22 protein-coding genes and 1 pseudogene are annotated in these 25833 nt (G+C 65.1%); 16 read left to right on the top strand and 7 right to left on the bottom strand.

What is annotated here, in order from left to right:
- Position 1 precedes the first annotated feature (1 nt).
- Positions 2–868, top strand: a complete 867-nt coding sequence (locus tag JGU71_RS10485) for a MaoC/PaaZ C-terminal domain-containing protein (RefSeq protein WP_372433144.1) — start codon at positions 2–4, stop codon at positions 866–868.
- A 61-nt stretch (positions 869–929) separates the two neighbouring features.
- Here JGU71_RS10485 and JGU71_RS10480 read toward each other — a convergent pair whose 3' ends face one another.
- A complete protein-coding gene (locus JGU71_RS10480) occupies positions 930–1532 on the bottom strand; it encodes a TetR/AcrR family transcriptional regulator (protein ID WP_199704026.1) in 603 nt (200 codons plus the stop codon).
- Between the two features lie 71 nt (positions 1533–1603).
- Entirely contained in the window at positions 1604–2791 is a 1188-nt protein-coding gene (locus tag JGU71_RS10475) for a glycoside hydrolase family 3 N-terminal domain-containing protein (protein ID WP_199704025.1), read from the bottom strand.
- A 112-nt stretch (positions 2792–2903) separates the two neighbouring features.
- Here JGU71_RS10475 and JGU71_RS10470 point away from each other — a divergent pair, with 112 nt between their 5' ends.
- From JGU71_RS10470 to JGU71_RS30560, 5 genes are read left to right on the top strand one after another with little or no spacing between them, the layout of a single operon-like run.
- Positions 2904–3389, top strand: coding sequence for a universal stress protein (locus JGU71_RS10470; protein WP_199704024.1), 486 nt, complete (start codon positions 2904–2906; stop codon positions 3387–3389).
- Positions 3362–4912, top strand: a complete 1551-nt coding sequence (locus tag JGU71_RS10465; RefSeq protein ID WP_199704023.1) for an alkaline phosphatase family protein — start codon at positions 3362–3364, stop codon at positions 4910–4912. Before JGU71_RS10470 ends, JGU71_RS10465 begins: the two co-directional genes overlap by 28 nt.
- A 19-nt stretch (positions 4913–4931) precedes the next feature.
- Positions 4932–6098, top strand: coding sequence for an isochorismate synthase (locus tag JGU71_RS10460; RefSeq protein ID WP_199704022.1), 1167 nt, complete (start codon positions 4932–4934; stop codon positions 6096–6098).
- A complete protein-coding gene (locus JGU71_RS10455; protein ID WP_199704021.1) occupies positions 6095–6265 on the top strand; it encodes a DUF2613 domain-containing protein in 171 nt (56 codons plus the stop codon). Before JGU71_RS10460 ends, JGU71_RS10455 begins: the two co-directional genes overlap by 4 nt.
- Positions 6265–10542 (top strand): alpha-(1->3)-arabinofuranosyltransferase domain-containing protein, encoded by a 4278-nt coding sequence (locus tag JGU71_RS30560; RefSeq protein ID WP_199704547.1) that lies wholly within the window; start codon positions 6265–6267, stop codon positions 10540–10542. The genes JGU71_RS10455 and JGU71_RS30560 overlap by 1 nt, the downstream gene beginning before the upstream one ends.
- Here the strand turns inward: JGU71_RS30560 and JGU71_RS10445 are convergent.
- Positions 10488–11591 (bottom strand): annotated as a pseudogene (locus JGU71_RS10445) (acyltransferase family protein); the annotation flags it as partial. The gene JGU71_RS30560 and the pseudogene JGU71_RS10445 sit on opposite strands and share 55 nt — an antisense overlap.
- Entirely contained in the window at positions 11591–12751 is a 1161-nt protein-coding gene (locus tag JGU71_RS10440; protein ID WP_199704020.1) for a zinc-binding dehydrogenase, read from the bottom strand. The pseudogene JGU71_RS10445 and the gene JGU71_RS10440, both read right to left, overlap by 1 nt.
- 294 nt (positions 12752–13045) lie before the next feature.
- On the opposite strand from JGU71_RS10440, the gene pgfA reads away from it, so the two are divergent.
- Positions 13046–14209, top strand: coding sequence for a cell envelope lipid trafficking protein PgfA (gene pgfA, locus JGU71_RS10435; RefSeq protein ID WP_199704019.1), 1164 nt, complete (start codon positions 13046–13048; stop codon positions 14207–14209).
- A 76-nt stretch (positions 14210–14285) separates the two neighbouring features.
- Here the strand turns inward: pgfA and JGU71_RS10430 are convergent, their stop codons facing one another.
- A complete protein-coding gene (locus tag JGU71_RS10430) occupies positions 14286–14876 on the bottom strand; it encodes a TetR/AcrR family transcriptional regulator (protein WP_199704018.1) in 591 nt (196 codons plus the stop codon).
- A 73-nt stretch (positions 14877–14949) separates the two neighbouring features.
- Here JGU71_RS10430 and JGU71_RS10425 point away from each other — a divergent pair, with 73 nt between their 5' ends.
- The 3 genes from JGU71_RS10425 (at position 14950) to JGU71_RS10415 (ending at position 16224) form a co-directional block, all read left to right on the top strand.
- Positions 14950–15291, top strand: coding sequence for a cupin domain-containing protein (locus JGU71_RS10425; protein WP_199704017.1), 342 nt, complete (start codon positions 14950–14952; stop codon positions 15289–15291).
- A gap of 154 nt (positions 15292–15445) precedes the next feature.
- Entirely contained in the window at positions 15446–15649 is a 204-nt protein-coding gene (locus JGU71_RS10420; protein WP_199704546.1) for a hypothetical protein, read from the top strand.
- Between the two features lie 41 nt (positions 15650–15690).
- A complete protein-coding gene (locus JGU71_RS10415) occupies positions 15691–16224 on the top strand; it encodes a PRC-barrel domain-containing protein (protein WP_233529105.1) in 534 nt (177 codons plus the stop codon).
- Here JGU71_RS10415 and JGU71_RS10410 read toward each other — a convergent pair.
- Positions 16195–17361: a polysaccharide biosynthesis protein gene (locus tag JGU71_RS10410; protein WP_199704545.1), complete on the bottom strand. Its 1167-nt coding sequence runs from the start codon at positions 17359–17361 to the stop codon at positions 16195–16197. The genes JGU71_RS10415 and JGU71_RS10410 overlap by 30 nt on opposite strands.
- Before the next feature lie 96 nt (positions 17362–17457).
- On the opposite strand from JGU71_RS10410, the gene JGU71_RS10405 reads away from it, so the two are divergent.
- Entirely contained in the window at positions 17458–19191 is a 1734-nt protein-coding gene (locus JGU71_RS10405) for an MmpA family trehalose lipid delivery protein (RefSeq protein WP_199704015.1), read from the top strand.
- On the opposite strand, the gene JGU71_RS10400 is transcribed toward JGU71_RS10405, so the two are convergent.
- Entirely contained in the window at positions 19117–20331 is a 1215-nt protein-coding gene (locus JGU71_RS10400) for a glycosyltransferase family 4 protein (RefSeq protein ID WP_199704014.1), read from the bottom strand. The two genes, JGU71_RS10405 and JGU71_RS10400, sit on opposite strands and share 75 nt — an antisense overlap.
- Before the next feature lie 154 nt (positions 20332–20485).
- Here JGU71_RS10400 and JGU71_RS10395 point away from each other — a divergent pair, with 154 nt between their 5' ends.
- The 5 genes from JGU71_RS10395 (at position 20486) to JGU71_RS10375 (ending at position 25682) form a co-directional block, all read left to right on the top strand.
- Positions 20486–21289, top strand: coding sequence for a class I SAM-dependent methyltransferase (locus tag JGU71_RS10395; RefSeq protein WP_199704013.1), 804 nt, complete (start codon positions 20486–20488; stop codon positions 21287–21289).
- Positions 21290–21316: 27 nt separating this feature from the next.
- A complete protein-coding gene (locus JGU71_RS10390) occupies positions 21317–22213 on the top strand; it encodes an ROK family protein (RefSeq protein ID WP_199704012.1) in 897 nt (298 codons plus the stop codon).
- 76 nt (positions 22214–22289) lie between these two features.
- A complete protein-coding gene (locus tag JGU71_RS10385) occupies positions 22290–23738 on the top strand; it encodes an aldehyde dehydrogenase (RefSeq protein WP_199704011.1) in 1449 nt (482 codons plus the stop codon).
- Between the two features lie 121 nt (positions 23739–23859).
- On the top strand, positions 23860–25119 hold the full coding sequence (locus tag JGU71_RS10380; protein WP_199704010.1) for a diguanylate cyclase domain-containing protein: 1260 nt from the start codon (positions 23860–23862) through the stop codon (positions 25117–25119).
- An 86-nt stretch (positions 25120–25205) separates the two neighbouring features.
- Positions 25206–25682, top strand: coding sequence for a DUF4383 domain-containing protein (locus tag JGU71_RS10375; RefSeq protein WP_199704009.1), 477 nt, complete (start codon positions 25206–25208; stop codon positions 25680–25682).
- Positions 25683–25833 lie beyond the last annotated feature (151 nt).

Genomic DNA, 25833 nt, shown 5'->3' with positions numbered 1-25833 from the left:
GATGGCCAAAACAGAGACGCTCACAGAGCAGCCGAAAATTCGCGACCTGTACTTCAAGGCCGCGCTCGGTGCACTGCCCATCCCTGGGCTCAGTGCGCGTAGCGAGTCATTGCCGGAACGGACGTTGGAGCTCAAAGGTCTTCGCGTCGATCCGGATCACCTCGCTGCCTACGTCAAGGCGTGCGGGCTGCGGTTCAGCGACACCCTGCCGCTGACCTACCCGTTCGTTCTGACGTTCCCGACCGTGATGAAACTTGTTACGAGCAAGGACTTTCCGTTCCCCGCGATCGGATCGGTTCACGCCGAGAACATCATTCGTCAGGCCCGACCCATCTCGGTCAGCGAACCGCTGGACATCCGCACACACGCGGAGAACCTGCGCGAGCACCCGAAGGGTCTGCTCGTCGACATCGTGACCGTCGTCAGCGTCGGCCGCGAAGAGGTGTGGCATCAGACGACGACGTTCCTGCACCAGCAGAAGACGTCGCTGTCCGGTGGTCCCAAGCCCGAGCCCAAGCCGGACGAGGTCCCACCGACGCCGATGAGCACGCTTCGTATCGATCAGAAGACGATCAGCAAGTACGCGGCGGTATCGGGCGACCGAAATCCCATTCACATCTCGGGACTCGGCGCGAAGGCATTCGGCTTCCCCGGCACGATCGCGCACGGAATGTTCACTGCGGCAGCAACTCTGCAGACCGTCGAAGGTCGGATTCCTGATTCGGTGACCTACAGCGTGAAGTTCGGCAAGCCGGTATTGCTTCCGGCAACCGTGAACGTCTACGCAGACGAGGTCAGCGACGGCTGGGATATCTCGCTGAAGCATCCCAAGAAGGGCTACCCGCACCTCACCGCAACACTGCGCTAGCTTTTCCGAAAGCCAACGCACACAGGGTTTCTCGTGCGCGGCCGACCGGTCTTCCGACCCGTCAGTCGCGCACGGGGCCCGATGCCCGCAGACCGCGCCAGGCTAGATTCTCGAGTAGGTCCGCGGCCTCGCCGACAGCGATCTCGCCGCCCGCGATGCGGTCCGCCACAGCTTCGCCCGCACCGATGAGTGCGACGGCCATAACACTGAAGTTCCAGGTTGGATCAGGGTTCTTCGTGCTGGATTCCAGCAGCTTGGCGACCAGGTTGATCAACATTTCGCGGCTCGACTGCACCTGCCCTGTAAAGGCCTGCTCCGTCATCGCCTGGCGGTAGAGCACCATCCACGATTGCCGGTTCTTGTCGACGAAATCGAGGAACGAGAACAGCGCTGTGCGCACCTGCTCACGTGGGGTCAGGTTCGGATTGCCCGCAGGGGACACAGCTTCGACGAAGCGGACGCCTTCGCGATGTATGCAGGCAGCGAAGAGTTCTTCCTTCGAGCCGTAGTAGAGGTAGAGCATCGGCTTGGAAATGTCCGCCTCGGCAGCGATCGCATCCATCGAAGTCGCGTGATAACCGTTGCGCGCGAACACTTCTACCGCTGCATCCAGCATCTGCTGCTCACGAACGGCGCGCGGGAGTCGTTTGGTACCGCCGGCCACTGCACCGTCCTCTCGCCGCCTGGTAGGGCTATCTTACTCTACGGTAAGGAAGGTTGGGTCGGACGACGCGATCAGCAGGACAACACGCCCTTGAAGCGGGCGACGCGAAGAACTGACTCGTCAACTTGTTTCTGTGGCAGGCGACCTGCCGCAACCGCCTGCTCCAGGTTGTCGAGGACGGCCTTCACGGAGTCGGTCGAAATCCACAACGCCACATCGGCACCTGCGACAAGCGCTGCTTCCACCGCTGTCTCGATGCTGTACTTCGCCGTGATCGCTGCCATGCCGCTGAGGTCGTCGGTGAAGATGACGCCATCGAAAGGCCGCGGTGGGGCGGCATAGTCGCCCGTCCGCAGCAGTTGCATCGCCGCAGGACTGATACTCGTCGGCACGTTCGGATCGGTGAGACCAGGGACGTCGAGGTGGCCGACCATGACGGCAACGTCGGGCTCGGAAACGAGGTCCGCGAACGGCAGCAGGTCGTTCTTCTTCAGCTCGTCCAACGGCGGTGTGGAGACGGCGCCCGTATGCGAATCGCCCGAACCGTGCCCGTGGCCGGGGAAGTGCTTGATCACAGCACCGAGACCGGCGTCGCGTAACCCGTTGATGTAGGCGCGGCCGTACTCGGTGACCTTCGCCGGGTCGTCGGAGAACGACCGATCACCGATGACGGAGTTCGCGGGCTGGCCGCTGACATCCACGTCCGGAGCGAAATCGACTGTGATGCCGAGCTTCTTCATCTCCGTCGCGCGCTTGTTCATCCGTTGCTGCGCCTCCGCGGCGGAGTAGGTTGCCGCCACTTCACGCGCCGACGCCTCCTCGCCGATAAGTTCCGGTATCCGCGAGACCCGACCGCCCTCCTCGTCGATCGTCACCATCAGCGGGACCTTCGTGTTCGCGCCTTTCACCCGAGCCATTTCGGACGCGGTGAGCAACGACTGATCGGTCCAGCCGCCGATGAAGATGCCACCGACGTGTTCTTCCGCCGAGACCTGCGCTGCATCGTCCGGACCGGTGACGCCGACCGTAAGCAGCTGCGCGAGCTTCTCCCGCTGCGACAGCGACGCGAGAAACGGTTCGGCACCACAGGGGTCGGCAGGCGGACTCGGTTGCGGCGATGCACTCGACGATCCGACGGGCGGCGCGCTGGCTGCGGGTCCGGGCGTCGAGGCACTTTCCGACGAGGTCGACCCGCCGTTCGAACATCCCCCCGCGACAACCGCGCACAACACGACAACCAGCCCGACCGTCTTCCGCATGGTGTCCGACGGTAACGGATCATTCTCACTCGACGCATTGCGCTGCCAGCCAAGTCGGTCGCCGGTAGTGTCGCCGGTAGCGAATTCGGCTGTCTGGACCAGGAGGTTCGCAATGCCCTGCGACCTGATGCTCATTGCTTACGACGGCTCCGACAACGCCAAGCGCGCGATCGAATACTCGGGCAGATTTCTCTCCGCGAACAAAGCGGTAGTTCTCACTGCCTGGGAACCGATGGTGCGCCAAGCGGCTCGGATGTCCGGCCTGTCCGGGGTGATGCAACCCGACTGGGTGCCGGACGAAGATCTGGAGGACGTCGCGTTCACCGATGCGAAGGCAACCAACTCCGAGGGCGTCGAACTTGCCCGCGCCGCAGGCCTCAACGCCGAAGCTCGGACCGAGGAGTGCTCGACGACGATCTGGAACACGATCGTCGACATCGCAGACGAACTCGACGTGGACATCATCGTTGCGGGCACACGCGGCGCAACCGGCATCCGGGCGTTGCTGCACAGCAGCGTTGCCGACCACGTGCTCAAGCACTGCCATCGACCCGTGCTTATGGTGCCGCCTTGCAAGAAGTCGACGCCCGTTCGATGACCACCTGGTCGCGACGGCAGTTCCTGCAGCGCGGCGCCGGCCTCGTCGGCGCAACGGCAGCTTTCGCCGCCATGTCCCCGTCCGCCCGGCTCAACCTCGCACACGCCGCACCGACCGGTTCGCGGCTGAACGACATCGAACACGTCGTCATCTTCATGCAGGAGAACCGCTCGTTCGACCACTACTTCGGAACCCTGTCCGGCGTAGCAGGTTTCGACGATCCGAACGTTCCACGCGACCCTCGGACCGGACTGTCGGCGTTCGAGCAGTTCGACCCGACCGCAAACGGTTTCGCAGGCGGCGTCTTGCTCCCCTGGCGTCTCGACACCCGTGCCTCGTCGGCGCAGCACCTCATCGATGTCGACCACACGTGGCAGACCCAGCACTGGTCCGTCGCGAACGGCACGAACGACAACTACGTACGCAGCCACATTCCCGTCGACGTCGGTCTCGCCGCAGCGAGCAGCCAGCCGGACGCGGTTCGCAACGGCGGCGGCAGGGTGATGAGCTACTTCACCCGCGACGAGTTGCCGATGCACTACGGGCTTGCCGACGCGTTCACGATCTGCGATCGCTACTTCTGCTCGGTGATCGGTCCGACCAATCCGAATCGGCTCTACCTCATGTCCGCGTCGATCGATGCCGAAGGCACCCACGGCGGACCCGATGTCGCGAACCTGCGGTCGGGCTTCAGTTGGAGGACCTACCCGGAGCAGCTGCAAGCCGCCGGTGTCGACTGGTATCTGTACCGCGAGCGCGACGACTTCGGCGACAACATGCTCGACCACTTCGTTGCCTACCAGGACGAATCGACCGAACTCTTCCGCAGGGGTCGGTCGACCATCCCGGACGGACAGCTGATCCCGCAGTTACGTCGCGATGTCGAAAGTGGCAACTTGGCGCAGGTGTCGTGGATCTGCGGTCCGCAGTGGACGACCGAGCATGCCGACGAACTGCCGGCAGCCGGCGGGTTGTACCTGCAGGGCATTCTGGAGGCGTTGACCTCCAACAGCGAGGTGTGGCGAAAGACGTTGTTGATTCTCACCTACGACGAGAACGGCGGCTTCTTCGATCACGTGCCTCCGCCGCTGGCACCGCCGGGCACGCCCGGCGAGTACTTGAGCCAGCGGGCCCTCCTCCAGTCTCCGGAAGCGACCGGGATGGCAGGCCCGATCGGCCTCGGTCCACGGGTCCCCACGATCTTGATCTCACCGTTCACGCGCGGCGGCTATGTGTGTCACGACACGTTCGATCACACCTCGATCCTGCGGTTCCTGGAGACCAGGTTCGGGCCGGAGGTGCCCAACCTCACGGCGTGGCGCCGCGAAACCTGCGGCGACCTCACCTCGGCATTGAACCTGGCAGGGACGCCGCAGCTGTCGGTTCCGACCTTTCCTGACATGGGTCCGCTGTACCGGGAAGCGGTCGCCGAGATGCGGCTTCCTGCGCCGCAGGTGCCGCAGTTCCAGACGATGCCCCGCCAGGAGAGTGGATCACGGCCGACCCCGAGCGGCGTTCGCTGACGCTACTGTCGATTTCACTATGGATGGGTTTCTGCTCGCCCGGACCGATCAGGTCGTCAGGACAACGGGCGCACGCGAACGGTTCACCGAGGTAGATGCAGCTGCTGCGAGTCTGCGTGCCGGTCGGGTACCGCTGATTGTGGGAGCACTCGCGTTCGACCCGGCACGTGGCGGCGTACTGACGGCACCTCAATCGGCCACCTTCACACCAGGCCGGTGGCAGACCGACGGAACACTCGCCGAGTTGCCGTCGAGTCGGATCATCCGGGAGAACCCCTCCCCGGCAGCACACATGTCACGAGTGGCGCGCCTGATCGGCTCGATCGATGCCGGGCGAATTTCGAAAGTTGTTGCAGCGCGGTCGGTCACGGTCGAGGCAGACACGCAGGTCGATCCGGAACTGCTCGTCTCCCATCTCGTTCGACGGCATCCGAATGCCAACGTTTTCGCCGTCGATCTTTACGACTCGGACCTCGGCAATTCGACCTTGGTCGGTGCCAGCCCCGAGGTCCTCGTGAGCAGACATGGCAATGCGGTGCGGCTACGACCGCTTGCCGGCACCGCGCCGCGGCGGAAAGATCCGATCGCCGACCGCGCGGAAGCCGACGGGTTGCTTTCCTCGACCAAGAACCAGCACGAGCATTCGTTCGTCATCGACTGGATTCGCGAGCGACTCGGTCCTGTGTGCGCCGACCTGACGATCCCCGACCGACCGATCCTGCTGAGCACACCCGAGGTGTGGCATCTGGAGACGCCGATCCACGGCGTCCTCCGCGACAGCGCGACGACCGCACTCGACGTAGCCGCGCTGCTACATCCGACGCCAGCTGTTTGTGGCACACCGACCGAGGTGGCGCTCGCGACGATCGCCGACGTCGAAGGCGACCGCAGGTTCTACGGCGGTGCCGTCGGTTGGTGCAACGCCAACGGTGACGGTGACTGGATCGTCGCGATCCGGTGCGCCGAACTCGCCGGCGACGGCCGCACCCTCGAGGCCTACGCGGGCGGCGGAATCGTCGCCGGCTCCGATCCACGGTCCGAACTGGACGAGACGACGACCAAGTTGGGCACCCTTCTCGGCGCGCTGGGGGTTCGACTCGACGACACAAGCAAGGCAGGGGCAGCGGCAGGTGATACCTTGACCGAGGCAATGCAGGAACGACGAAATGTGGGAGAACCGAGATGAATTTGACCGCCGCGGGTGCAGGTAGCGCAGTGGCCGGCGCCGTCTTGGGTGCACTCGTCATCATCGGAGTCACGTTCGCCGTCCAGGACAACAGTCGTCCGGAGATCGATCGCAGCGGTAACGCCGATTCCTCGCTGCTCAACCAGGTCGAGTACGGCAGCCGCTGATCGTCGCGGATTCCACACCGCCTGAGCCGACCGCGCCGCTCGATCGTCGCTGGTTCGCCGGCGCAGCACTTGTCTGTCTCGTTCTTGCCTTCGTTCAATCACCTGGGCTGACCGCCGCCGATACCAAGTACGACCTCGCCCAGAATCCGCTGGGATTCCTCGAGCGTGCGTCACATCAGTGGAGTAGTCAAGCGCCCCTCGGCCAAGTGCAGAACCAGGCCTACGGTTACTTCTTTCCACACGGTCCGTTTTTTGCGATAGGCGACCTGGCATCGATACCGCCGTGGATCACACAGCGAATCTGGTGGGCGCTGCTCCTGCTTGCGGGTTTCTGGGGAATCGTCCGTCTCGCCGAGACCCTCGGCATCGGTAGTCGCGGCTCGCGCATCGTTGCGGGCATCGCCTTTGCCCTCTCCCCGCGGGTGCTTACGACCCTTGGTTCGATCTCGTCGGAAACGTTGCCGATGATGCTCGCGCCGTGGGTGTTGTTGGCGCCCGCTGCGATCGCGTCGGGGCGGATGGGCGCCTATTCACCCGCCCGCCTTGCTGCACAGTCGGCGGTCGCGGTCGCGCTGATGGGATCGGTTAACGCTGTCGCGACGGGTGCCGCGTGCCTGGTCGCAGGCGTGTGGTGGCTCTCGCATAAACCGAACAGAGCGTGGTGGATCTTCACGGCATGGTGGATTCCCTGCCTGTTGCTGGCAACACTGTGGTGGATCGTTCCGCTACTGCTGCTCGGCAGCGTCAGTCCGCCCTTCCTCGACTACATCGAGTCCGCGGGCGTCACGACACAGTGGACCTCGCTCGCGGAAGTGTTGCGCGGCACCGACAGCTGGACCCCTTTCGTTTCGCCAGAGCGCATCGCGGGTGCCGTCCTCGTCACGCAGCCCGCCGCCGTGATCGCGACGGGCGTTGTTGCCGCGGCGGGCATGGCTGGTCTCGCGATGCGGTCGATGCCTGCACGTGGGCGGCTGGCGCTGATCCTCTTCGTCGGATTGGCAGGCCTGAGCGCAGGTTACGTCGGCGAACTGTCGTCGCCGATCGCCGAGTCGGTCCGTCATTTCCTCGACTCCGGCGGCGCACCCCTGCGCAACGTGCACAAGTTGGAGCCACTGATTCGGCTGCCGCTCGTGCTCGGGATCGCGCACCTGCTCGCGCGCGTCCCACTGCCTGCATCGGCGTCGTTCGGACGGCTGCGCACCGCCTACGGCCATCCGGAACGCAACCCGATGGTTGCTCTGACCGGCCTCGTCCTCGTCGCACTCACGTTGGCGACCTCGTTGGCATGGACGGGAAAGCTTGCGCCGCGCGGCGGCTACGACGAGGTGCCCGACTACTGGCACCAGACCGCCCAATGGCTGGAAGACAATTCCGGCGGGCAACGCGCCCTCGTCGTTCCCGGTGCACCGTTTGCAAGTCAGGTGTGGGGTCTGACCCGCGACGAGCCACTGCAGGCGCTTGCGAGTACACCGTGGGCGGTCCGCGACGCTGTGCCGTTGAATCCGCCCGGTGCGATCAGGGCGATGGATTCGGTCCAGCGTCTGATCGCCGACGGGCGGCCGTCGGACGACATGGCAGCGGCATTGCTGAGTCAGGGCATCGGCTACGTCGTGCTTCGCAACGACCTCGACTCCGAAAACTCGCGTTCGACACGGCCGATGCTGGTGCACCAAGCCATCGACGGTTCGCCAGGCCTGACCAAGGTCGCGCAATTCGGCGACGACATCGGTCCGGCGAAGTCCGACGGACTCGTCGCGGACGGCGACCTCCGCCCCGACTACCCAGCGATCGAGATCTACTCGGTGTCCGCACCGGGTGCACCCGACGCCTCAGCCCAGACCAAGCCATATACGACCGACCTCGCGGCGGTCCCGATAGTCCAGGGCGGACCGGAATCGCTATTGCGACTCGGCGCTACCGGTCCACATCTGCTTGCGAGTGATGCGGCCCGAGCCGGCCTGCCGATCGACGCCGTTACGGTCACCGACACGCCGACCAACCGGGAGACCGACTTCGGTCAGGTCGACAACCACAGTTCTGCGCTTCGTACGCCCGACGAGGCAAGGCGTACCTACAACCTCGTTCCCGACTATCCCGTCTACGGCGCCGACCTTGTGAACGGCGAGTGGACCGGCGCGACTGTCAGCGTGTCCAGTGCGGCATCGGACGCAACGCAACTCGGCGGCGCCTCACCCGGCAGCGGTCCGGCCGCGACCGTCGACGGCGACAACGCGACGAGTTGGCTGAGCAACGGTCTGGATCCCGCGCTGGGTCAATGGCTTCGCCTCGATCTCGATACCCCGGTCGACAGCGCACTACTTCGGGTGACGACCAGCCCCGCCGCGCTCGGCACACCGGTGACCTGGGTGGAGATCCAGACCGAGAACGGCAGCACCGCGGCGCGGGTCGAGAAGCCGGGCACTCCGATCACCGTCTCGCTACCACCCGGGCGGACATCGTGGCTTCGAGTCGTCGCCATCGAGACCGAAAATGGTTCGGGCGGTAGCCAATTCGGAGTCAGTGAAGTCTCCGTCGAAGATTTCAGCAACGCGGCTGCACCGAGGTTCGTACCGATACGCCACCGGACGGTGTTGCCGCCGACCCCGCCGGGCGCAGCAGTCACGGGCTGGGATCTGGGCCAGGAACTACCTGGCCGTACCGGCTGCGCCGACGCTCCCGACCGAGTTCGCTGCAGCAAGGGCCTCGCCCTCGCACCCGAAGAGCCGACGACGTTCGAACGGACGCTGGACGTTCCCGCGCCCACCACGGTTGTCCCCGAGCTCACGGTTCGCTCGCGACAGGGCCCTGCGCTGGAGACCCTGCTCAGCGCACCAGGTCGACCGGTCGCGCGTGGCCAGGCCGACATCGGCGACATCCGTGGCTCTGCCTTCGCGGCGACGGACGGCGACCCGCGGACGTCGTGGACCGCTCCCGAGGACACGGTGCGGAAGTTGGGTGGAGCAAAACCGACGCTGACCATCGAACTCCCGTCGCCGCAGTTGGTCACCGGCCTCGACATCGCAGCGAGCCTCGGTGATCTGCCGACGCGCCCGACCGTCGTTTCCGTCAACCTCGGCGACGGACCCCAGGTCCGCGATCTGCGCGGCGACGAGTCGACCATCGACCTGCACCCACGCGTCACCGACCGCATCGAACTGAGTATCGTCGATTGGCGGTCCGTCCTCGACCTGACCGCGATCGGGTTCGCACTGCTGCAACCAGCAGGGCTTTCCGAGGTGACGGTGCTGGGTCCGGACTCGCAGCCGCTCTACCCTGCCCCTCTCGACCTGCAACGCCGCATCACCGTGGACTGCGCCGATGGTCCGGTGTTATCGGTTGCAGGACAACAACTTCGGATGTCCGTGACGGCAACGGTCGACGAGTTGCGCAGCGGCGCGCCTGTTCGCGCGCAACTCTGCGAGGGTCCGCAGTCGATCGTCCTACCGACCGGCCGGCAGGACGTCGCGGTCGGCCCCGGGCCGCTGTTCGTGGCAGACGGTCTGCGTTTGACGACCACCGATTCGACGAAGCCACCTGCACCCGTCCGTGCAGTCCCGACCGGCGCCTGGACCGAAAATCACCGCGAGCTCCAACTGCCGACGACGTCGACGGATCAGTTGCTCGTGGTCCCGCAGAGCAACAATGTCGGCTGGATAGCGACGGGACCGGACGGAACCACACTGACACCCGTCGTCGTCAACGGTTGGCAACAGGGCTGGATCGTTCCCGGCGGAACCGACGGCACCGTGACACTCGACTTCCCGACCGACCGCTGGTACCGCGTCGGCATCTTCGGCGGCTTGCTTCTCCTGCTGCCGCTGTTCGCGCTGGCACTACTGCCTGCACGACAACGTCGTGCAGCACCGGTGTCACCCCGGTCGTGGCGCAGCCGGACCGTCGGCTTCGCAGGGCTCCTCGCGTTGACGTGGGTGATCGCCGGAGCGGCAGGTCCGATTCTCACCGTTGTGATCGCCGCAGTCGCGATGCTGATCGCCCGTAACGGCCGGGTCGTCGCAACGTTGCAGGCAGCCGTCGCGGTGGCCGGGCTGGGCACCGCTCTGTCGGTGGCGGCGCTGTCGCGGGGACCGTGGCGCGCTCCCGACGGTTACGTCGGGCATTCGATGTGGGTTCAGTTGCCCGCGTTGATCGCGGTGATCGTCGTCGGGCTGTCCGTCCTCGCAGGACTGTCGGACGATCCGTCGTTCGGACCGCCGATCCTGCGCCGACTTTCCCACCGCTTGACGGCACGCCGAACGGGTTCCTCCACCAGCGCGTAACTCGCCGACGCCACAGGTATCGACAGCACGATCGTGAGCACGAGGACAAGCACGAAGCTGCCGCGGAACGGCACGATGCCGAACACCGGAAAGATGATCGACAAGATGGCGACGTGCCACATGAACAGCCCGAACGACCAACGTCCGACGGCAAGCATCAGCGGACTTTCCAGGATTCGGTGTCTGTGCGAATCACCGAGCACCAGCGGTGCGAGCAACGCGAAGCCAAGGATCGCACCGAGCAGCATCTTCACCGCGTGCTGCCAGGGTTCGGCGCGGGTGAGACCAGCCGGACCTGCCAGGTCGGTAGCCGCGAGCAGAAACGCGGTGATCGCGACAGCGGCCATCAGCCCTCGATTGGCAAAGAAGCGCTCCCACCGGACCGGGGGCCCGACCGCCAACTCGGCGAGCAACATCCCGACCGCGAACCAGGGCAGGTAGCCAGGCAGCCAATTGTCGGCATGGGTTCCTTCGGCGGTCGGGATCGGCAGAAACGACCAACCCAAGCAGAGCACCGTCGACGCGAGCAGAGCGGGAATGCGGTACCGCGCACGCTCGCCGGACAGCCACGCCATGGCGAGCGCAAGCAGCGGCAACACCAGATAGAACGCCACTTCGACGGACAGACTCCACATCTGCGTCAAGCCGTCGGTCAAGGTCAGCGGCACGAACACCTGGACGAGCCCGAGGTTGGCGAACCACACCCGCCAGCCACCTCCGGCCTGCGGCAGGAACAGCAGCACGAGTATCACGACGACCCAGTACGCGGGCAGGATGCGAGCCGCACGATTGAGTAGATAGCGCTTGGCCGACGGCTTCGGCGCCAGACCGCGAGCGGCCGCGGCGTGCGCGCGCCACAGCAGGAAGCCGGACAATCCGAAGAACAATGCGACAGCCATATCGAAACGTCCCCAGATCCGGCCGATGACCGGCGAGCCTGCCGCGCCGGTCTGGAAGGCGACGTGGGTGACGAGCACGCCGAGAGCCGCGGCACCACGCATACCCTCCAGCGCGGGGACGAAGCCACGAGCCTGACTCGGCTGTTCCACTAGGGCGCGACCGCTGCACTCGACGGGTCGACGATGATCTTCGCGTGTTCCTCCGGCTTGCCGAGCGCTTCGAATGCCGTTGCTACCCCCGCCAATCCGACCTTGCCGGTGATGAGCGGTGTCGGATCGACCTTGCCTTCGGCGAGCATGTAGAGGGCGTCACGGAATTCACGTGGGTCGTAGCCGAATGCGAAGCGCAGCTCGATTTCCTTGTTGATCGCCATCGCAGGCCGGAACTTGTCGGTCTCCATACACACCCCGACGACGACCACGCGCGACAGCAGCGGGGCGCTGGCAACGATCTGGTCGATGACGCCCGGCATGCCGACACATTCGAAAATCACCGGCCCCTGCGGCGTCGCTCCCACGGTGTCTGCGAGCCGAAACACGTGCCACCACGGCGTTTTCGGCGCCCACCGCAGTTTCTCCATGGTGTCCATGCCGAGTTCGAGCAGTCCCGTGACCTTGCGGATCTCGTTGCGCTCCGGATACGACGTCCACGGCGACTGCTCGGCGGGATCGACGACGAGGTCGGCACCGCACTGTTCGGCCAGCTGGCGACGACGCGGCGAGAAGTCGCTCGCGACGACGTGTCGCACCCCCGCTGCCTTCAGCATCGAGACGACAGCCAACCCGATCGGTCCGCACCCGATCACGATCGCCGTCTGTCCCTTCCCGACCTCACCCTTGCGAACCGCGTGCCAGGCGACCGCCATCGGTTCGGTCAGTGCAGCCTTCTCGGGTTCGAGGCCGTTGGGCACGGTCATGGCCATGGCTTCCTGAACAACCACGCGTTCCGCGTAGCCGCCGGGGGCCAGCGCGGAGAGCCCGGTCAGATGAATTTCGGAGCCGCGGCGAACGATCGGCAACGCAACGACCGGTGCACCCAGCTTCCATCGCTTGTGGGTTGCGGGACCGTATTCGAGAACGGAGCCGCAGAACTCGTGACCCATGACGATGTCCTGGTCCGATCGCATGAAGCCGGTGTAGCCGGTTTCGGCTGCCAACTCGGCCATGTCGTCGCAGTGGACCCGGGAATGCAGGTCCGATCCGCAGATCCCGCACGCGCTGACCTCGAGCAGAACCTGTCCCTTGCCAGGAGTGGGCGTCTCGACCTCACCTACGGTCAGCACGGTCTCCCGGCAGACGACAGCCTTCACGATGGACTCCTATCGGCTCTGGTTCGAACGGCGGCGGCTACGAACCTGCGACCACCCTAAACGCGTCCAGGTCGGTCGTGTATCCGCCGCGGGTCGACCGAATAGTCCCGAATCGACCGCGCCGCCATTGCCTGAGGAGACAAGGCTGTTAGTGTCTGACTCGATGTCGGGCTGATCTGGCGACGGATGACGTCGACTCCATGAATTTTTCGCGGAGTCACACGTCGAGTCAGGCAAATTTCGGTTCGTGGATCTTTTCGTGATCTGTTGTTCGTGAATATAAGGAGCGTCAGCATGGCGGAGCGTTCAGGGCCGAAAAAGGCGCTGGTGTGCATTCTGTTTTTCTTCGGTGCCTTCCTACTCGTTGCCGCCATCTTGATTCCGACCTACACGTTGCCCAAGCTGGCCAAAACGCCGCTTGACCTCGAGGTCACCACGATCGCCGTGACGCCGCAGAACCAGGGCGGTGAGGTGCTCGACGCGAAGTCGCTGACCTCGCCGACAGGTGCTGCAGTCGTCGACAAGAACGTCCCGCTCGTGTCGCAGCGCTTCATCACGGTCGAAGAGCCGTCGGACTCCGACGTCGTCACCCTGCAGGGTGGCTCGACGTTGCGTCGCACCGACAAGAGCGCCGATACCGGCCTGCTCACCGCGAGCGTCGTCAAGGGCACGTTCGATCGCAAGACCGGCGATCCGATCGAATCGGACAAGGGCGCGATCCAGGTGCAGAACGACAAGCCTGCCGAAGAGGTCGACATCACCGGTCTGGTCTACCGCTTCCCGTTCAACACGGAGAAGAAGACCTACCCGTACTACGACACCAACTCGCGTGAGACGCATCCGATCGATTTCGTCGAAGAGACCGAGATCAACGGCGAGAAGGTCTACCACTTCAACCAGAAGGTTCCGGCGACCGACCTGTCGAAGGTCGTCGATTCGCCGACCAACAAGCTGAAGTTGCCCGCAGCGAAGTGGGGCGTCACCGACACGACCGAAGACGTGACGATGACCCGCTGGTACAGCAACGAACGTGACATCTGGGTCGACCCGATCACGGGCACCGTCATCAGCGGTCAAGAGAAGCCGTTCCAGTACTACGCCCGCTCGGCCGACAAGCCCGAGGTGACCGTCCTGAAGGCCACTCTCGCTTACGACGAGAACACGATCGAGAATCAGATCACCACTGCGAAGGACGGCGCGGACAAGATCTCGCTGTACGGCAAGGTGCTTCCGATCATCCTCGGCATCATCGGCATCGTTGCGCTGATCGCCGGCCTGATCCTGCTGTTCCTCGGTCGCGGCGAGCCGGGTCGTCGACGTGCGAACGGTGGCTCGACCGGTGTACCGCCTGGTGCCGGCGCCCCGCAGCCCGGCGAAGGCCGAGGCGGTCAGAGCTGGACCGGCACGAACGACCGAACCGAAGAGATTCCGGTGCAGAGACCGAATCTCAACAAGTAGGCCGAAACCGACAATCGGGCCCGCGACGCAGAAATTGCCGTCGCGGGCCCGATTTGTTGCGTCGGCTGCGCTCGGTTCACCCACCGAGCGCGTCGCGGAGGAGCGCTCTGGCGTTGCCGCGCAAAGTATCTGCGGCGTCTACACGGGACAGGCCTGCTACATCGACGAGCCAGATCAACGATTCGATCCCGGTGGCCGAACGGATCGCGATCGCCAGACGCTTGACGTCGATGTCGGGACGCGTCTGGCGCAGGGGTGCTAACGCGTCCTCGATCCATCCGATCGCGCGGCCCCCGCGCAATACAGGTGCCTCGTCGTGTCCGGACTCGAGCGAGAGTCGCAGTGAGGTGCGAAGTTCGGGCTCCCACTCCAGGCTGATCCGAATGCATTGATCCATCACCAGTTCCAGGCGGGCGGTGGGGTCAGCCGGAGCGGTATCGGGCAACAGCGATACCTGTTCGATTTCCGGTCGCACCGCACTCAGCAGTGCCCGTTGATTCGGGAAGTACCGATACGCGGTCGTGCGCGAGATGTCGGCCGCGCTGGCGGCCTCTTCCACAGTCGGGACTTCACCTTGCCCGAGAAGGGCTCGCGTCGCAGCGATCAATGCAGCGCGAGTGCGCGCCTTCTGACTACGACGACCCGTTATCTCATATGGGATAGCCATCCTATTATTGTATGGCAATGCCCATCATGGTACTGTAATCCCACATCACAGCGTGTTGGATTCGAGGATTGCCATGAGTACGGACCCCGCAGTCACCGACCCTGAGCTGTATCGGGTCATTTTCGAAAACGATCGAGTGCGAATCCTCGAGTACCGGGACCAGCCGGGTGCGCGCACCCAATGGCACTCGCATCCGGATGCCGTCATGGTTCCGCTGGCGTCGTTCCGGCGGCGTATCGGTGCCCATGGTCGCCAGGTCGAGGTGCAACTGGCTGCGGGTCAACCGCGCTGGGTCGGCGCCCAGGAACACGCAGGAGAAAACATCGGCGACACCGACAGTCACGCCCTCTTCATCGAGCTCAAGGAACCTGGTGTCGTCTCGGAGGACGTGCCGATCGGGCCGTCTCCGGCATAGGACCTGGGGCATTTACCTAGGTTTACCAGCGGCGATGATGGGGAATCCTACAACTTCATCGCTACGAAGCTACGGAGACGTCATGAATCGCAACCGGTCCTTCTTCGCCCGACGACAACGCACCACTCCCGTAGCGCGCCGAAGCAGGTCGAGCATCAGCGGACTCCTCGGCGTCATCGTGCTGATCTGGCTTGTCGTTGGAGCCGTCGCAGCGTGGCAGCGCGACTACTTCGACAGCGCACCGACCAACTGTGCAGGCACAGGCACCATCGCCCTCACGGTCGTCGCCGGCCCGCTCAACTACCTCGGCCTCAACCCCAAGGTCACCGATTGCGAGTTGCCACAACCGAGTCCGTAACCCCGGCACCATCCCCGACCGAACGGACGACATTTGTGAACATGCAACAGGACCTCGTCGCAATCACCCAAGCGACGGCGTACGACCAGTCCGGAGCAAAGATCGGCAAAATCGATCAGCTCTACGTCGACGACGAGACGTCCGATCCGCTGTGGCTGACCGTCCACGCGGGCTGGTTCGGTTCGACGAAGGCGATTCCGTACGAAGGCGCCGTTCTCGACGGCCGGGAACTGAAGGTCGTTCCGACGAAGGATGCGGTCAAACACTCCCCCGAGCTCGGCAAGAACGACATCGGCGAGGAATTCGAATCGGATCTGTGCCGCTACTACCAACTCCCGCTGCCCGAGGATCAGTTACGCAAGCGTCGCGCCGATGTTGCTGCTGTTGTGGACAATCGCACCGACGAACAGCATGAGCTTGCAAAAACGTCTCAGGAGTTGCAGGACAGGTATGCACCCGATGCTCGCTCGTGTGTGGTGCTGGAGGGCAGTGGCGGCGCGATCTCGGGCACCGCGTTCGGCACCCCGGTCGAGCAGGAGGCTTCGTCAGGGGCGCGGTTGCGCAGGTTTGCCTAGCAACGCCAGCCAGGAGACGATCACGGTCGTCACCGCCGCACACGCAACGGCGATCGCTATCAACTGCCCGATCGAGTCGGCAACCGTGAGCATGACGCTTATTTCGACGGCAAGGCCTACCCAGGCAACAAGAGCGAGCCAGGTTCGGTCACCTGCGATCGCAGACAGCAATGCGCCCTGCAGCAGCGCGAGACAGGCACCGTGCAGCGCGAAAGCCCACAACGTGCCTTGAATCGGTGCGTAATCCTCGTCGACGACGATCGGTAGGAGCGGTGACGCGAGCGCTGCGCAGGCAACCGTCACCGCGCCGATGCCTGCCAACACGGCCAACGCGGACCTGATCGCACGCGCCGAGTGCTCTGGATGTGCCATCCGCGGATAGAGCACGACTCCGACCGCCTGCGGCAGCCAGAACGCGACCTTCGTAGCGACGGTACCGAGCGCGTAGCGGCTCGCGTTGTCACCGTCGAGTACAAGTCGAGCGACGACGATATCGAGCGACGACAACGCGATCAGCGCTAGCTGAACCTGCGAAGCACGCAGGACCGAGACGACACTCGCCGGCAGCCTCGCCGCAACCGGACCCTCTGCCGAACCGGTCAGCAGTCGGGCACCCGCGTAGGTCACCGCGCTGCCGACGGCACCGGCGATCAGAGCGGGTGCGGGTCCACCGCCGACGGCAAGTACGGCGACCGCAGGAACGACGCGGGCGACGCCTGCCGCGCCGAGCACAACGGCGAGGGCCTTGAACCGGCCTCGCCCCTGCAGCAGTCCCTGCTCACCGGACAGTAGGACGAGGATGGGTGCGACGAGCAGCGCGCCGATGGTCGCCGCGACGCTGACGTTCAACACCATGGACACGACCGGAACAAGCGCGGCAGCCACGATCGCGACCAGACCGGCACTACGTATCTGCAACGCGCGTAGGGCCGCCGTGGACGCGCCGTGGACGACCTCCCGCGCAACGACGGTCTGCAGCGCCAAGGCAGGCACGGCCAGCACCAACTGTGCGGCGAGCAACGTGGCGAACTCGCTGTACCCGTCGAGCCCGAGCCAGCGACTGGCAAGCAGCTGCAACAGGTAGCCGGCGACGTTGGCCGTCATTGCCCCCATCGTCACCAGTGTCAACCCAGCCATCGCCGACCCCGCGTCGAGCTTTGCGGTCGCGGTCGGTCGGTTGGTCACTTGCCCATGATGTCAGGCAGCATGAAACACCCACGTATCGTGCGGCCCATGGCAGACCTACGCTCGACGACAACGCGGGCGCTGCCGGGCGGCTACAGCTTCGCCGTTGCAAGCGTGATTTTCGGTCCACTGTTCGGACCCGGGTACCTACTGCTGCGCGACGCCGTGAGCACTCCACGGTCCTACCTGACGGACTCCGCCCTCGGACTCGGCGACGCCGCTCCCCGAGCCGTCCCGCAGGACGCCGCTCTCGCGATCGCATCGTCGATAGTCGACGGCGGCGTCGTCGTGAAGCTGATCCTCTTCGCAGCGTTGTGGTTGTCCGGTTGGGGTGCCGCGGCGCTGGTCAGATCGATGCTGAGCGGCGTCGCGGTCGGTCCGCAACTCGTCGCCGCGACCGTTGTGATGTGGAACCCGTACGTCGCAGAGCGGCTACTGCAGGGCCATTGGAGTCTGCTCGTCGGCTACGCAGCGCTGCCGTGGACAGCGAAGGCGGCGATCGAGCTCAGGTCGGGCAGCGGGGTTCGCGGGTGGTGCGCTCTCGCCGTCTGTCTCGGCGCCGCAGGTCTCACTCCGACGGGCGCGTTGCTTGCGATCGTGGTCGCGGTGGTCCTCGTTCGGCCGAAGCAGCTGATCGGCGTCGGCGCGATGGCCGTCGTCACGTCGGCGCCGTGGCTTTATGCGGCGATTGCTTCCGGTGCGGGTGCTACGACGTCGGATCCTGCTGGGGTCGCTGCCTTCGCAGCGCGAGCCGAGCCTGGTCTGGCCACGTTCGGAAGCCTCGCCGGGCTCGGCGGCATCTGGAACTCCGCAGCCGTGCCTACGAGTCGAACGAGTGGCTTCGCATTCGTCGGGACCGCGCTACTGCTCGGGGTCGTTGTCATCGGAGCGCCGTACCTGTGGCGGCGCAGGCAGGACCGCGCAGTATTTGCGTTGGCTTGCACTGCAATCGGTGCGCTGCTGTTCGCCGCGGTTGCGGCGACACCGTTGGGCATCAGCGCCGGGGAATGGCTGGTCGTCGAGGTGCCGGGAGCCGGCTTGCTTCGTGACACCCAGAAATGGATCGCCCTCGTTGTGCCGCTGTACGCGCTTGCTGCGGCTGCCGGGTGCCAGGCGATCGTGGCGCGCTTCGCCGAACCGGAGCAGCCGAACCCAGCCCGCTTCCTGACCCCGGCCGCGTCGATCCTGCTGCTGCTCGTTGCGCTTCCAGACCTGGTCTGGGGTGTCGGCGGTGCGTTGCGGCCCGTTCGGTACCCGGCGTCGTGGGAGCGAGTTGCCGAGTCGATCGACACCGACCTGCCAGGAGCCGTCGTGGTCGTCCCCGAAGGGATGTTTCGAGCATTTCCCTATACCGGTCGAGCGCCGGTTCTCGATCCTGCGCCGCGGATGCTGCCTCGCGACGTCCTGCAGTCGGGCGAGTTGATAGTTGCGCAGGGCAGGGTCGACGGCGAGGGATCACGGGCCGCCGAAGTCGAACAGTTGCTCGCCACGGGTGCACCGGTTACCGAACTCGCCGTGCAAGGCGTCGGGTGGATACTCGTCGAACGCACGGCCGTTGGCCGAGCAGGCAAGCCCGATGTGAGCATCGACGGCGTCGAGCGGCTCTACGCAGACGACGAACTGGCGTTGTATCGAGTACCCGGCGTCGCAGCCGAGGACGAAAAGCCGCGCGGCGCAGCACTGTTCGCCCACGCCATGTGGAGTGCGCTACTGGCGGGCGGAATCCTCGGCAGCGTGTTCTACATAGTGATCCGCGTACGACGACGACCCGATGAGTCCTGACACGGACTCGCCACGCGCGGTCGCCTGCAGCACATCGAAAACCCCGGATGCCGTTTGCTCCCAAGAGAATTCGCGTGCACGCACCCGAGCCTTCTCGCCAAGCACAGTCCGGGTGTCCGGGTCGCGCAGCAGCGTGTGGACCGCGTCTGTCAGTTCAGCACAATCGCCGACGAGCAGCCCGGTGACGCCGTCGATGATCGAATCGGTGAGACCACGCGAGCTGCGGTAGCCGACCGTTGGTACCCCGTGCTGGGCAGCCTCGATAACGGCGAGGCCCCAGCCTTCCTTACGCGACGGGAGGACGTGCACCCATGCGCTGGAAAGCAATTCGTGCTTACGCTCTTCGGAAACGTGGCCGTGGAACGTGACCCGACCTTCGATGCCGAGTTCGTGCGACCGTTCACGCAGCTTCTCTTCCCACCAGCCGCCGCCGACGACGTCGAGTTGCAAACCCTCGATCCGACCACGCAACGAGGCGACGACGGCAAGTGCATCTTCGATCTGCTTGTGCGGCACCAGACGCGACAGCACGACCAAGCTCGGGTGTGCGGTGCGAGTGTCCGGCGAACCGGTGTCGACGCCGACGGGTATCGCTTCGGCACCGTTGCGCACGACGGCAATCCGGTCGCGGTCGACACCGAGGCCTGCCAACTCTTCGGCCGACGGCAACGACACAGTCAGATACTGATTACGTCGATGCGCACGCGGCGAGAGCACCGATTCGACCCACCAGCCGACCCGGCCGATCAACCGACCGGCCACAGGCCATTGCTCACGGTGGCCGTGATGGACGAGCAGGGTGACCGGCGCACCCGCTACCGACCGTGCGAAGAAAGGTATGCCGTTCTGCGTGTCGATCACCGCATCGGGACGGATGCCGCGCAGCGGACCCAGACCAAGGCGCCCGAACGCAATCGCCGCGAGCGCGCGTGGGTAGACGCTGTACCGGCCGCCCGCACGGCTGATCTGGATACCGGCGATCGATTCGGCCTTCGGCACACCTGGATAACGTGCCGTCCGCAAGGTCACCTTGATGCCACGCGCCGCCAGTTCGGTGCCGACCTGCTCGAGGTAACGCTCGCTACCGCCGCCCTGCGGATGCCCGGTGTCACGCCAGCACAGGAGCAACACTTCGCGCACGTGAGCGACCTCTCTGGCAGTGACCGGGGATGGCTGAGGATGTCTTGGTATGTCTGGCGGACGTTCGGTTCGAAGAACACACTAACGGCTGAGCCGACGCCGGTCGGTATTGCGGCAGCAGTCGCCTCCGGAAGTGCCGCTATTGTTGCCTCCCGTGTCTGCCCTCGCCCGCCGTCGCCGTGCTGTCACGGCCCGGTTCGCGCGTCGCGCGACATTGCGGAGATCGGTGCAACTGCTTGCCGATTTCAGGCACGAACAAAGCGATCCGCAACTGTTCTACGGCGCGCTGGCGCGGGATTCGGTCGACATGATCCGCGACCTGTACGCGGGTTCGGTCGATCGCGACCTTGCCGGAACCACGGTGCTCGACGTCGGTGGCGGTCCTGGCTACTTCGCCCAGGAGTTCGCGGCTGCCGGCGCCCGCTATCTGCCCGTCGAGCCCGACCCGTCCGAGATGCACGCCGCCGGGTTGGCCGTGCACGGCGCGGTCCGAGGATCCGGCATGGCACTGCCGTTCCAGGACTCCTCCGTCGACATCTGTTTCTCGTCGAACGTGGCCGAGCACGTACGCGAGCCGTGGGTCATGGCCGACGAGATGTTGCGGGTCACGAAGCCCGGTGGACTGATGGTGTTGTCGTACACGATCTGGTTCGGCCCGTTCGGCGGCCACGAGACCGGTCCCTGGCACTACCTCGGAGGTGAGCGGGCTGCCAGGCGTTATGTTCGAAAGCAGGGCCGCGAACCGAAGAACAGATTCGGGACGTCACTGTTCGCAGTCGGAGCCGCGGACGGATTGCGTTGGGCACGTTCGGTTTCCGACGCAGACGTGCTCGCGACCTTCCCGCGTTATCACCCACGCTGGGCCTGGTGGGTGCTGCGGGTGCCGGGGTTGCGCGAACTGTTGGTCAGCAATCTGGTGATCGTCGCGACGCCTGCACCGCGAATTTCCGCCCCCTGAAGCCACAGGATCGCGCACAGTAGAGCCATGCGCAGTAGCGGGACGGGCAGGATTGCCCTCGACATCGGCGGTACGAAGTTTGCGGCGGCACGGGTGGCCGACGACGGGACGCTGGTAGGTGTCGAAACGACGCCGACCCCGAAGGTCGGCGTATGGGACGCCTGCGCCGCGCTACTTATCAAAGTGGCGGGCACCGAGCCGGTCGACAGGGTCGGCATCGGGTCGGCAGGCCCGATCGACACCGTCGCAGGCACCACAGGCCCGCTCAACATCGCAGAGTGGCGGAACAACTTCGGGATCGTCGCTGCTGTACAGGGCCTGTTTCCGACGGCCGAGATAACCTTCGCCATCGACGGCGGCTGCGCTGCGCTCGCGGAGTACCGCTACGGCGCGGCGCGCGGCGTTCCCAATCTGCTCGGGATGGTCGTCTCGACGGGCATCGGCGGTGGCATCGTTCTCGACGGGCAGATCGTGCGCGGCCGTACCGGCAACGCGGGCCACGTCGGACACATCGTCGTCAACAACGAGGACCCGTGCGCGTGCGGCGGCGTCGGCTGTATCGAAGCCGTTGCCAGCGGTCCGTCGACGGTCCGCTGGGCGCAGGCCCAAGGTTGGGCGGGTACGACGGGTATCGAACTGTCGAAGGCAGCGGCGGCAGGCGATCCGATCGGCACAGCCGCGTTGGAGCGGTCCGGAACCGCACTGGGCCAGGCTATTTCGTCGGCCGCGGCCCTGCTCGATGTCGACCTCGTCGTCGTCGGAGGCGGGTTCGCGCAGTCCGGACCGCTGCTCTGGGATCCGCTGCAGGAGTCGCTGCGTCGCCACGCGGGGCTGTCCTTCATCAAGGAGTTGCGGGTTGTGCCCGCAGAGCTCGGCGGGCTCGGAACGCTGACCGGCGCGGGCGCTCTGACGTTGGATTCCTGACGCCCCTGTTTTTTCGAGAGCATTTCTGTAACGTGTTCCAGTATCCGCACGGCTTCGAATCACGGGATACGGGCTCATGACTGACTACGACACACTGTTCATCGGCGGCCACTGGGTCGCACCCGCCACCGACGCACGACTCGAGGTGATCTCACCAGCCACCGAGGAACGTGTCGGTAGCACCCCGGTTGCCGGCCCAGCCGACATCGATGCAGCGGTCGCGGCGGCTCGGCGCGCTTTCGAGTCCGGACCATGGCCCCGAACCAGCCCGTCAGACCGCGCGGCAGTGCTGTCGAAGGTCACCGCGCTGATCGAGGAGCGCAGCCCGCAACTCACCTCGACCCTGACCTCGGAGATGGGCGCGCCGACCATGATGGTCGGCATGCTGCAGCAGACCCCTGCTGTCGCGGTACTCAATTACTATGCGGGCCTGGCAGATTCGTTTCCCTGGGAGGAGACGCGGCACGGAATCTTCGGGCAGACCACCGTCACCCGCGAACCCGTCGGCGTCGTCGCAGCTGTCATCGCGTGGAACGTCCCGCTCTTCCTTGCAATCAACAAGCTCGCCCCCGCACTGCTCGCGGGCTGTTCGGTGCTGCTCAAACCTGCGCCGGAAACACCACTCGCCGCGAATCTCATCGCCGACATCTTCGCCGATGCCGGACTGCCCGAAGGTGTGCTGTCGGTACTTCCCGGCGGCGCCGAAACCGGCGAGTACCTGGTGAGCCATCCCGGCGTCGACAAGATCACCTTCACGGGCAGCACGGCGGTCGGTCGCAAGATCGGCACGATCGCCGCACAACAGCTCAAACGCTGCTCGCTCGAACTCGGCGGCAAGTCCGCAGCAATCCTGCTGGAGGACATGGACGTTGCGTCGACCATGCCGATGCTGCTGATGTCAGGGCTGATGAACAGCGGGCAGGCCTGTGTCGCTCAGACTCGAATTCTGGCGCCGCGCAGCCGGTACGACGAGATGCTCGACGCCATGGTGACCGGAGCCGGGTTCATGGCGGTCGGCGATCCGACCGAACCGACGACCGCACTCGGTCCCCTGATCTCGTCACGGCAGCGTGACCGCGTCGAGGGCTACATCAAGAAGGGCATAGACGAAGGCGCGCGCATCGTCCTCGGCGGCGGTCGGCCGGCTGGGTTGGACAAGGGCTGGTACGTCGAGCCGACGATCTTCGCGGGTGTCGACAATTCGATGACCATCGCGCGAGAAGAGATCTTCGGTCCCGTGCTCGCGGTGATTCCCTACGACTCCGAAGACGAAGCGATCAAGATCGCCAACGATTCCGACTACGGGCTGGCCGGCTCGGTCTGGACGTCGGACGTCGACCGTGGTCGCAAGGTGGCAGCGCAGGTCCGGACCGGCACGTACGCCATCAACTGGTACGCCTTCGACCCCGGATCCCCCTTCGGTGGCTACAAGAACTCCGGCATCGGTCGGGAGAGCGGTCCGGAGGGTCTCGACGCGTACTGCGAACAGAAGTCGCTGCTGATGCCTCCCGGTTTCAGCGGTTAGGTCGACGTGACATGAATCTCATCCGGGCACGAGACACACTCTCCTGTTCCACCCATCAGCAAACTCTGGGAAACTTGCGGCGTTAGTGCGCATGGTGACAGGGAGTTCCAGGTGGTTCGCGATGGATCGAAGTGACGCTGTTCGGCGTGCTCGGATGTGGTGGTCGGCAATCTCGGATACCAGCTACGTACCGATGTCGTCGCGTGACGCCAAGGAGGCGCTTGCCGATCTGCTCGTCAACCTCGCCGACGCTTTGGACGCCGAGCAATTCGACCCGACCGTCGGCGCCGAGGTCGGCTCGGCGTTGGTACGGATGCGGTTGACGAATCCGGTCGTCGTCGCCAGATCTGCCGAGGTGCTCGCCGAGATTCCCCGGCTTTCGGAATCCGGTACTGCGTACTTCCGATCCAAGTACGCAGCGCTGATGGGCTCGTTCGGTCAGGGTTACGCGTCTGCGCTGCAAGCGAAGACAGTGTCCGAACAGGGGTCGACGGATGCACGTTTCCGCGTTGTTTTCGACAACGCTGCGGTGGCGATTGCGATCGGCGATCTGCACGGTGGCCTTGTCGACGTGAACCCGGCGATGGCCGAGATGCTCGGTCGCGACGCCGCCGACCTCCGTGGGATGTCTGCCTTCGATCTCGGCCATCCTGACGACTACGACCTCGCGCGTCGACGCATCCTCGACGAGTTGATCGCCGTCGGCTCCGGCACGGTTCGGCTCGAAGCGCGCTTCCGTCGCAGCGACGGCACCTACGGCTGGGCGATGTTCGCGATCACCCTCGTGGCAGGCGACGGCGAGGTCGACAGCTATCTGCTGGGTGTCGGCGAGGACGTCACCGAGCGCCGCGAGTTACAGGCGGCTCTGTATCGCCAGTCCCGCCACGATCCCTTGACCGGACTCCCGAACCGGCTGTTGCTGCACGAAAACATTGCCGACGCCATCGACATCGCCGGACCGGACGATCGCATCGGCCTGTGCTTCCTCGATCTGGACGGCTTCAAATACGTCAACGATCAGTTCGGCCACGCCACCGGCGATCGGTTGCTTGCAGCTGTTGCCAATCGGTTGCAAGAGCAAGGTATGGCCGACGGGTACATCGTTGCCCGCCTCGGCGGCGACGAGTTCGTCGCGGTGATGTTCGCACCTATCGATATCGACGCCGTCACTGCTGCTGCGACCCGTTTGTTGGCGAGCATCCAGGATCCGTTCGAGGTGGACGGACACAAACTGTCGATCTCGGCCAGCATCGGCGTTGTCGCGCAGCCTGTGTTCGGTGCCGACGCCGACGCCATCCTCGAGACTGCCGACGCGGCGCTCTACCGCGCGAAGGCCGACGGTGGAGCAGGATTTTTCGTGCACGAACCCACTCCGAGCTGAGCTCGACAAAACTCTGGACACCGAGCCGAACCGTCTTCTACACTCCGTAGTATTAGAACGTTCTGTCAACTCGCTCGGGAGTTCAGATGACAATCGACACCACCACCTCAAAGAAGCTCGCTACCTGGACCTTCGCTCAGTGGAGCGTGCTCGTCATCTCGTTCGTTCACGTCGTGTGGTCGATCATTGGTTGGATCGCCGAGCCGAGTTTTGCGACCGGGCCAGGTGCACCGACGACCCCCGTCCTCGGGATGGACTACAACGGTTGGCACGCCGTCGCAGGTCTCGCGCTGTTTCTCCCCGGTCTGGTCTTCGCGACCCGCCGCTCGTGGGCCGTGCTCTACTGCTTCGTCGCAGGCGTTGCAGGCGGTCTACCAGGTGTATGGGCGCTGTTCTCGAATCAGGTCGCCTACATCTTCACGTTCCCGAACAACGAACTCGACGCCATCGAACACTTCGTCACCGCCGCCATCTTGATCGGCATCGGCCTGATCCAGGTACGACGCGACGGCGGACTGAAGCAGGCTCTTGCCGGACTCGGCCCGCGCTTTCCTGCCGGCTGACGCAGCCCCTCCTTCGCGATCCAAGGCGAGCGAATATCTTCCGACGCCGACCTGGCCACTCGTCGTGCGGCCCCGATGTGCTTCACCCCACATCCACGGACTGTCACGGTTCGCTGACGAGCGGTGTCTTATGGCAAACCCATACAGACCG

It is taken from the genome of Antrihabitans stalagmiti, assembly GCF_016482825.1.
Classification (GTDB): domain Bacteria; phylum Actinomycetota; class Actinomycetes; order Mycobacteriales; family Mycobacteriaceae; genus Antrihabitans; species Antrihabitans stalagmiti.
Note: the sequence above shows the minus strand (reverse complement) of the source record. Positions and strands in the feature narration are given on the sequence as shown.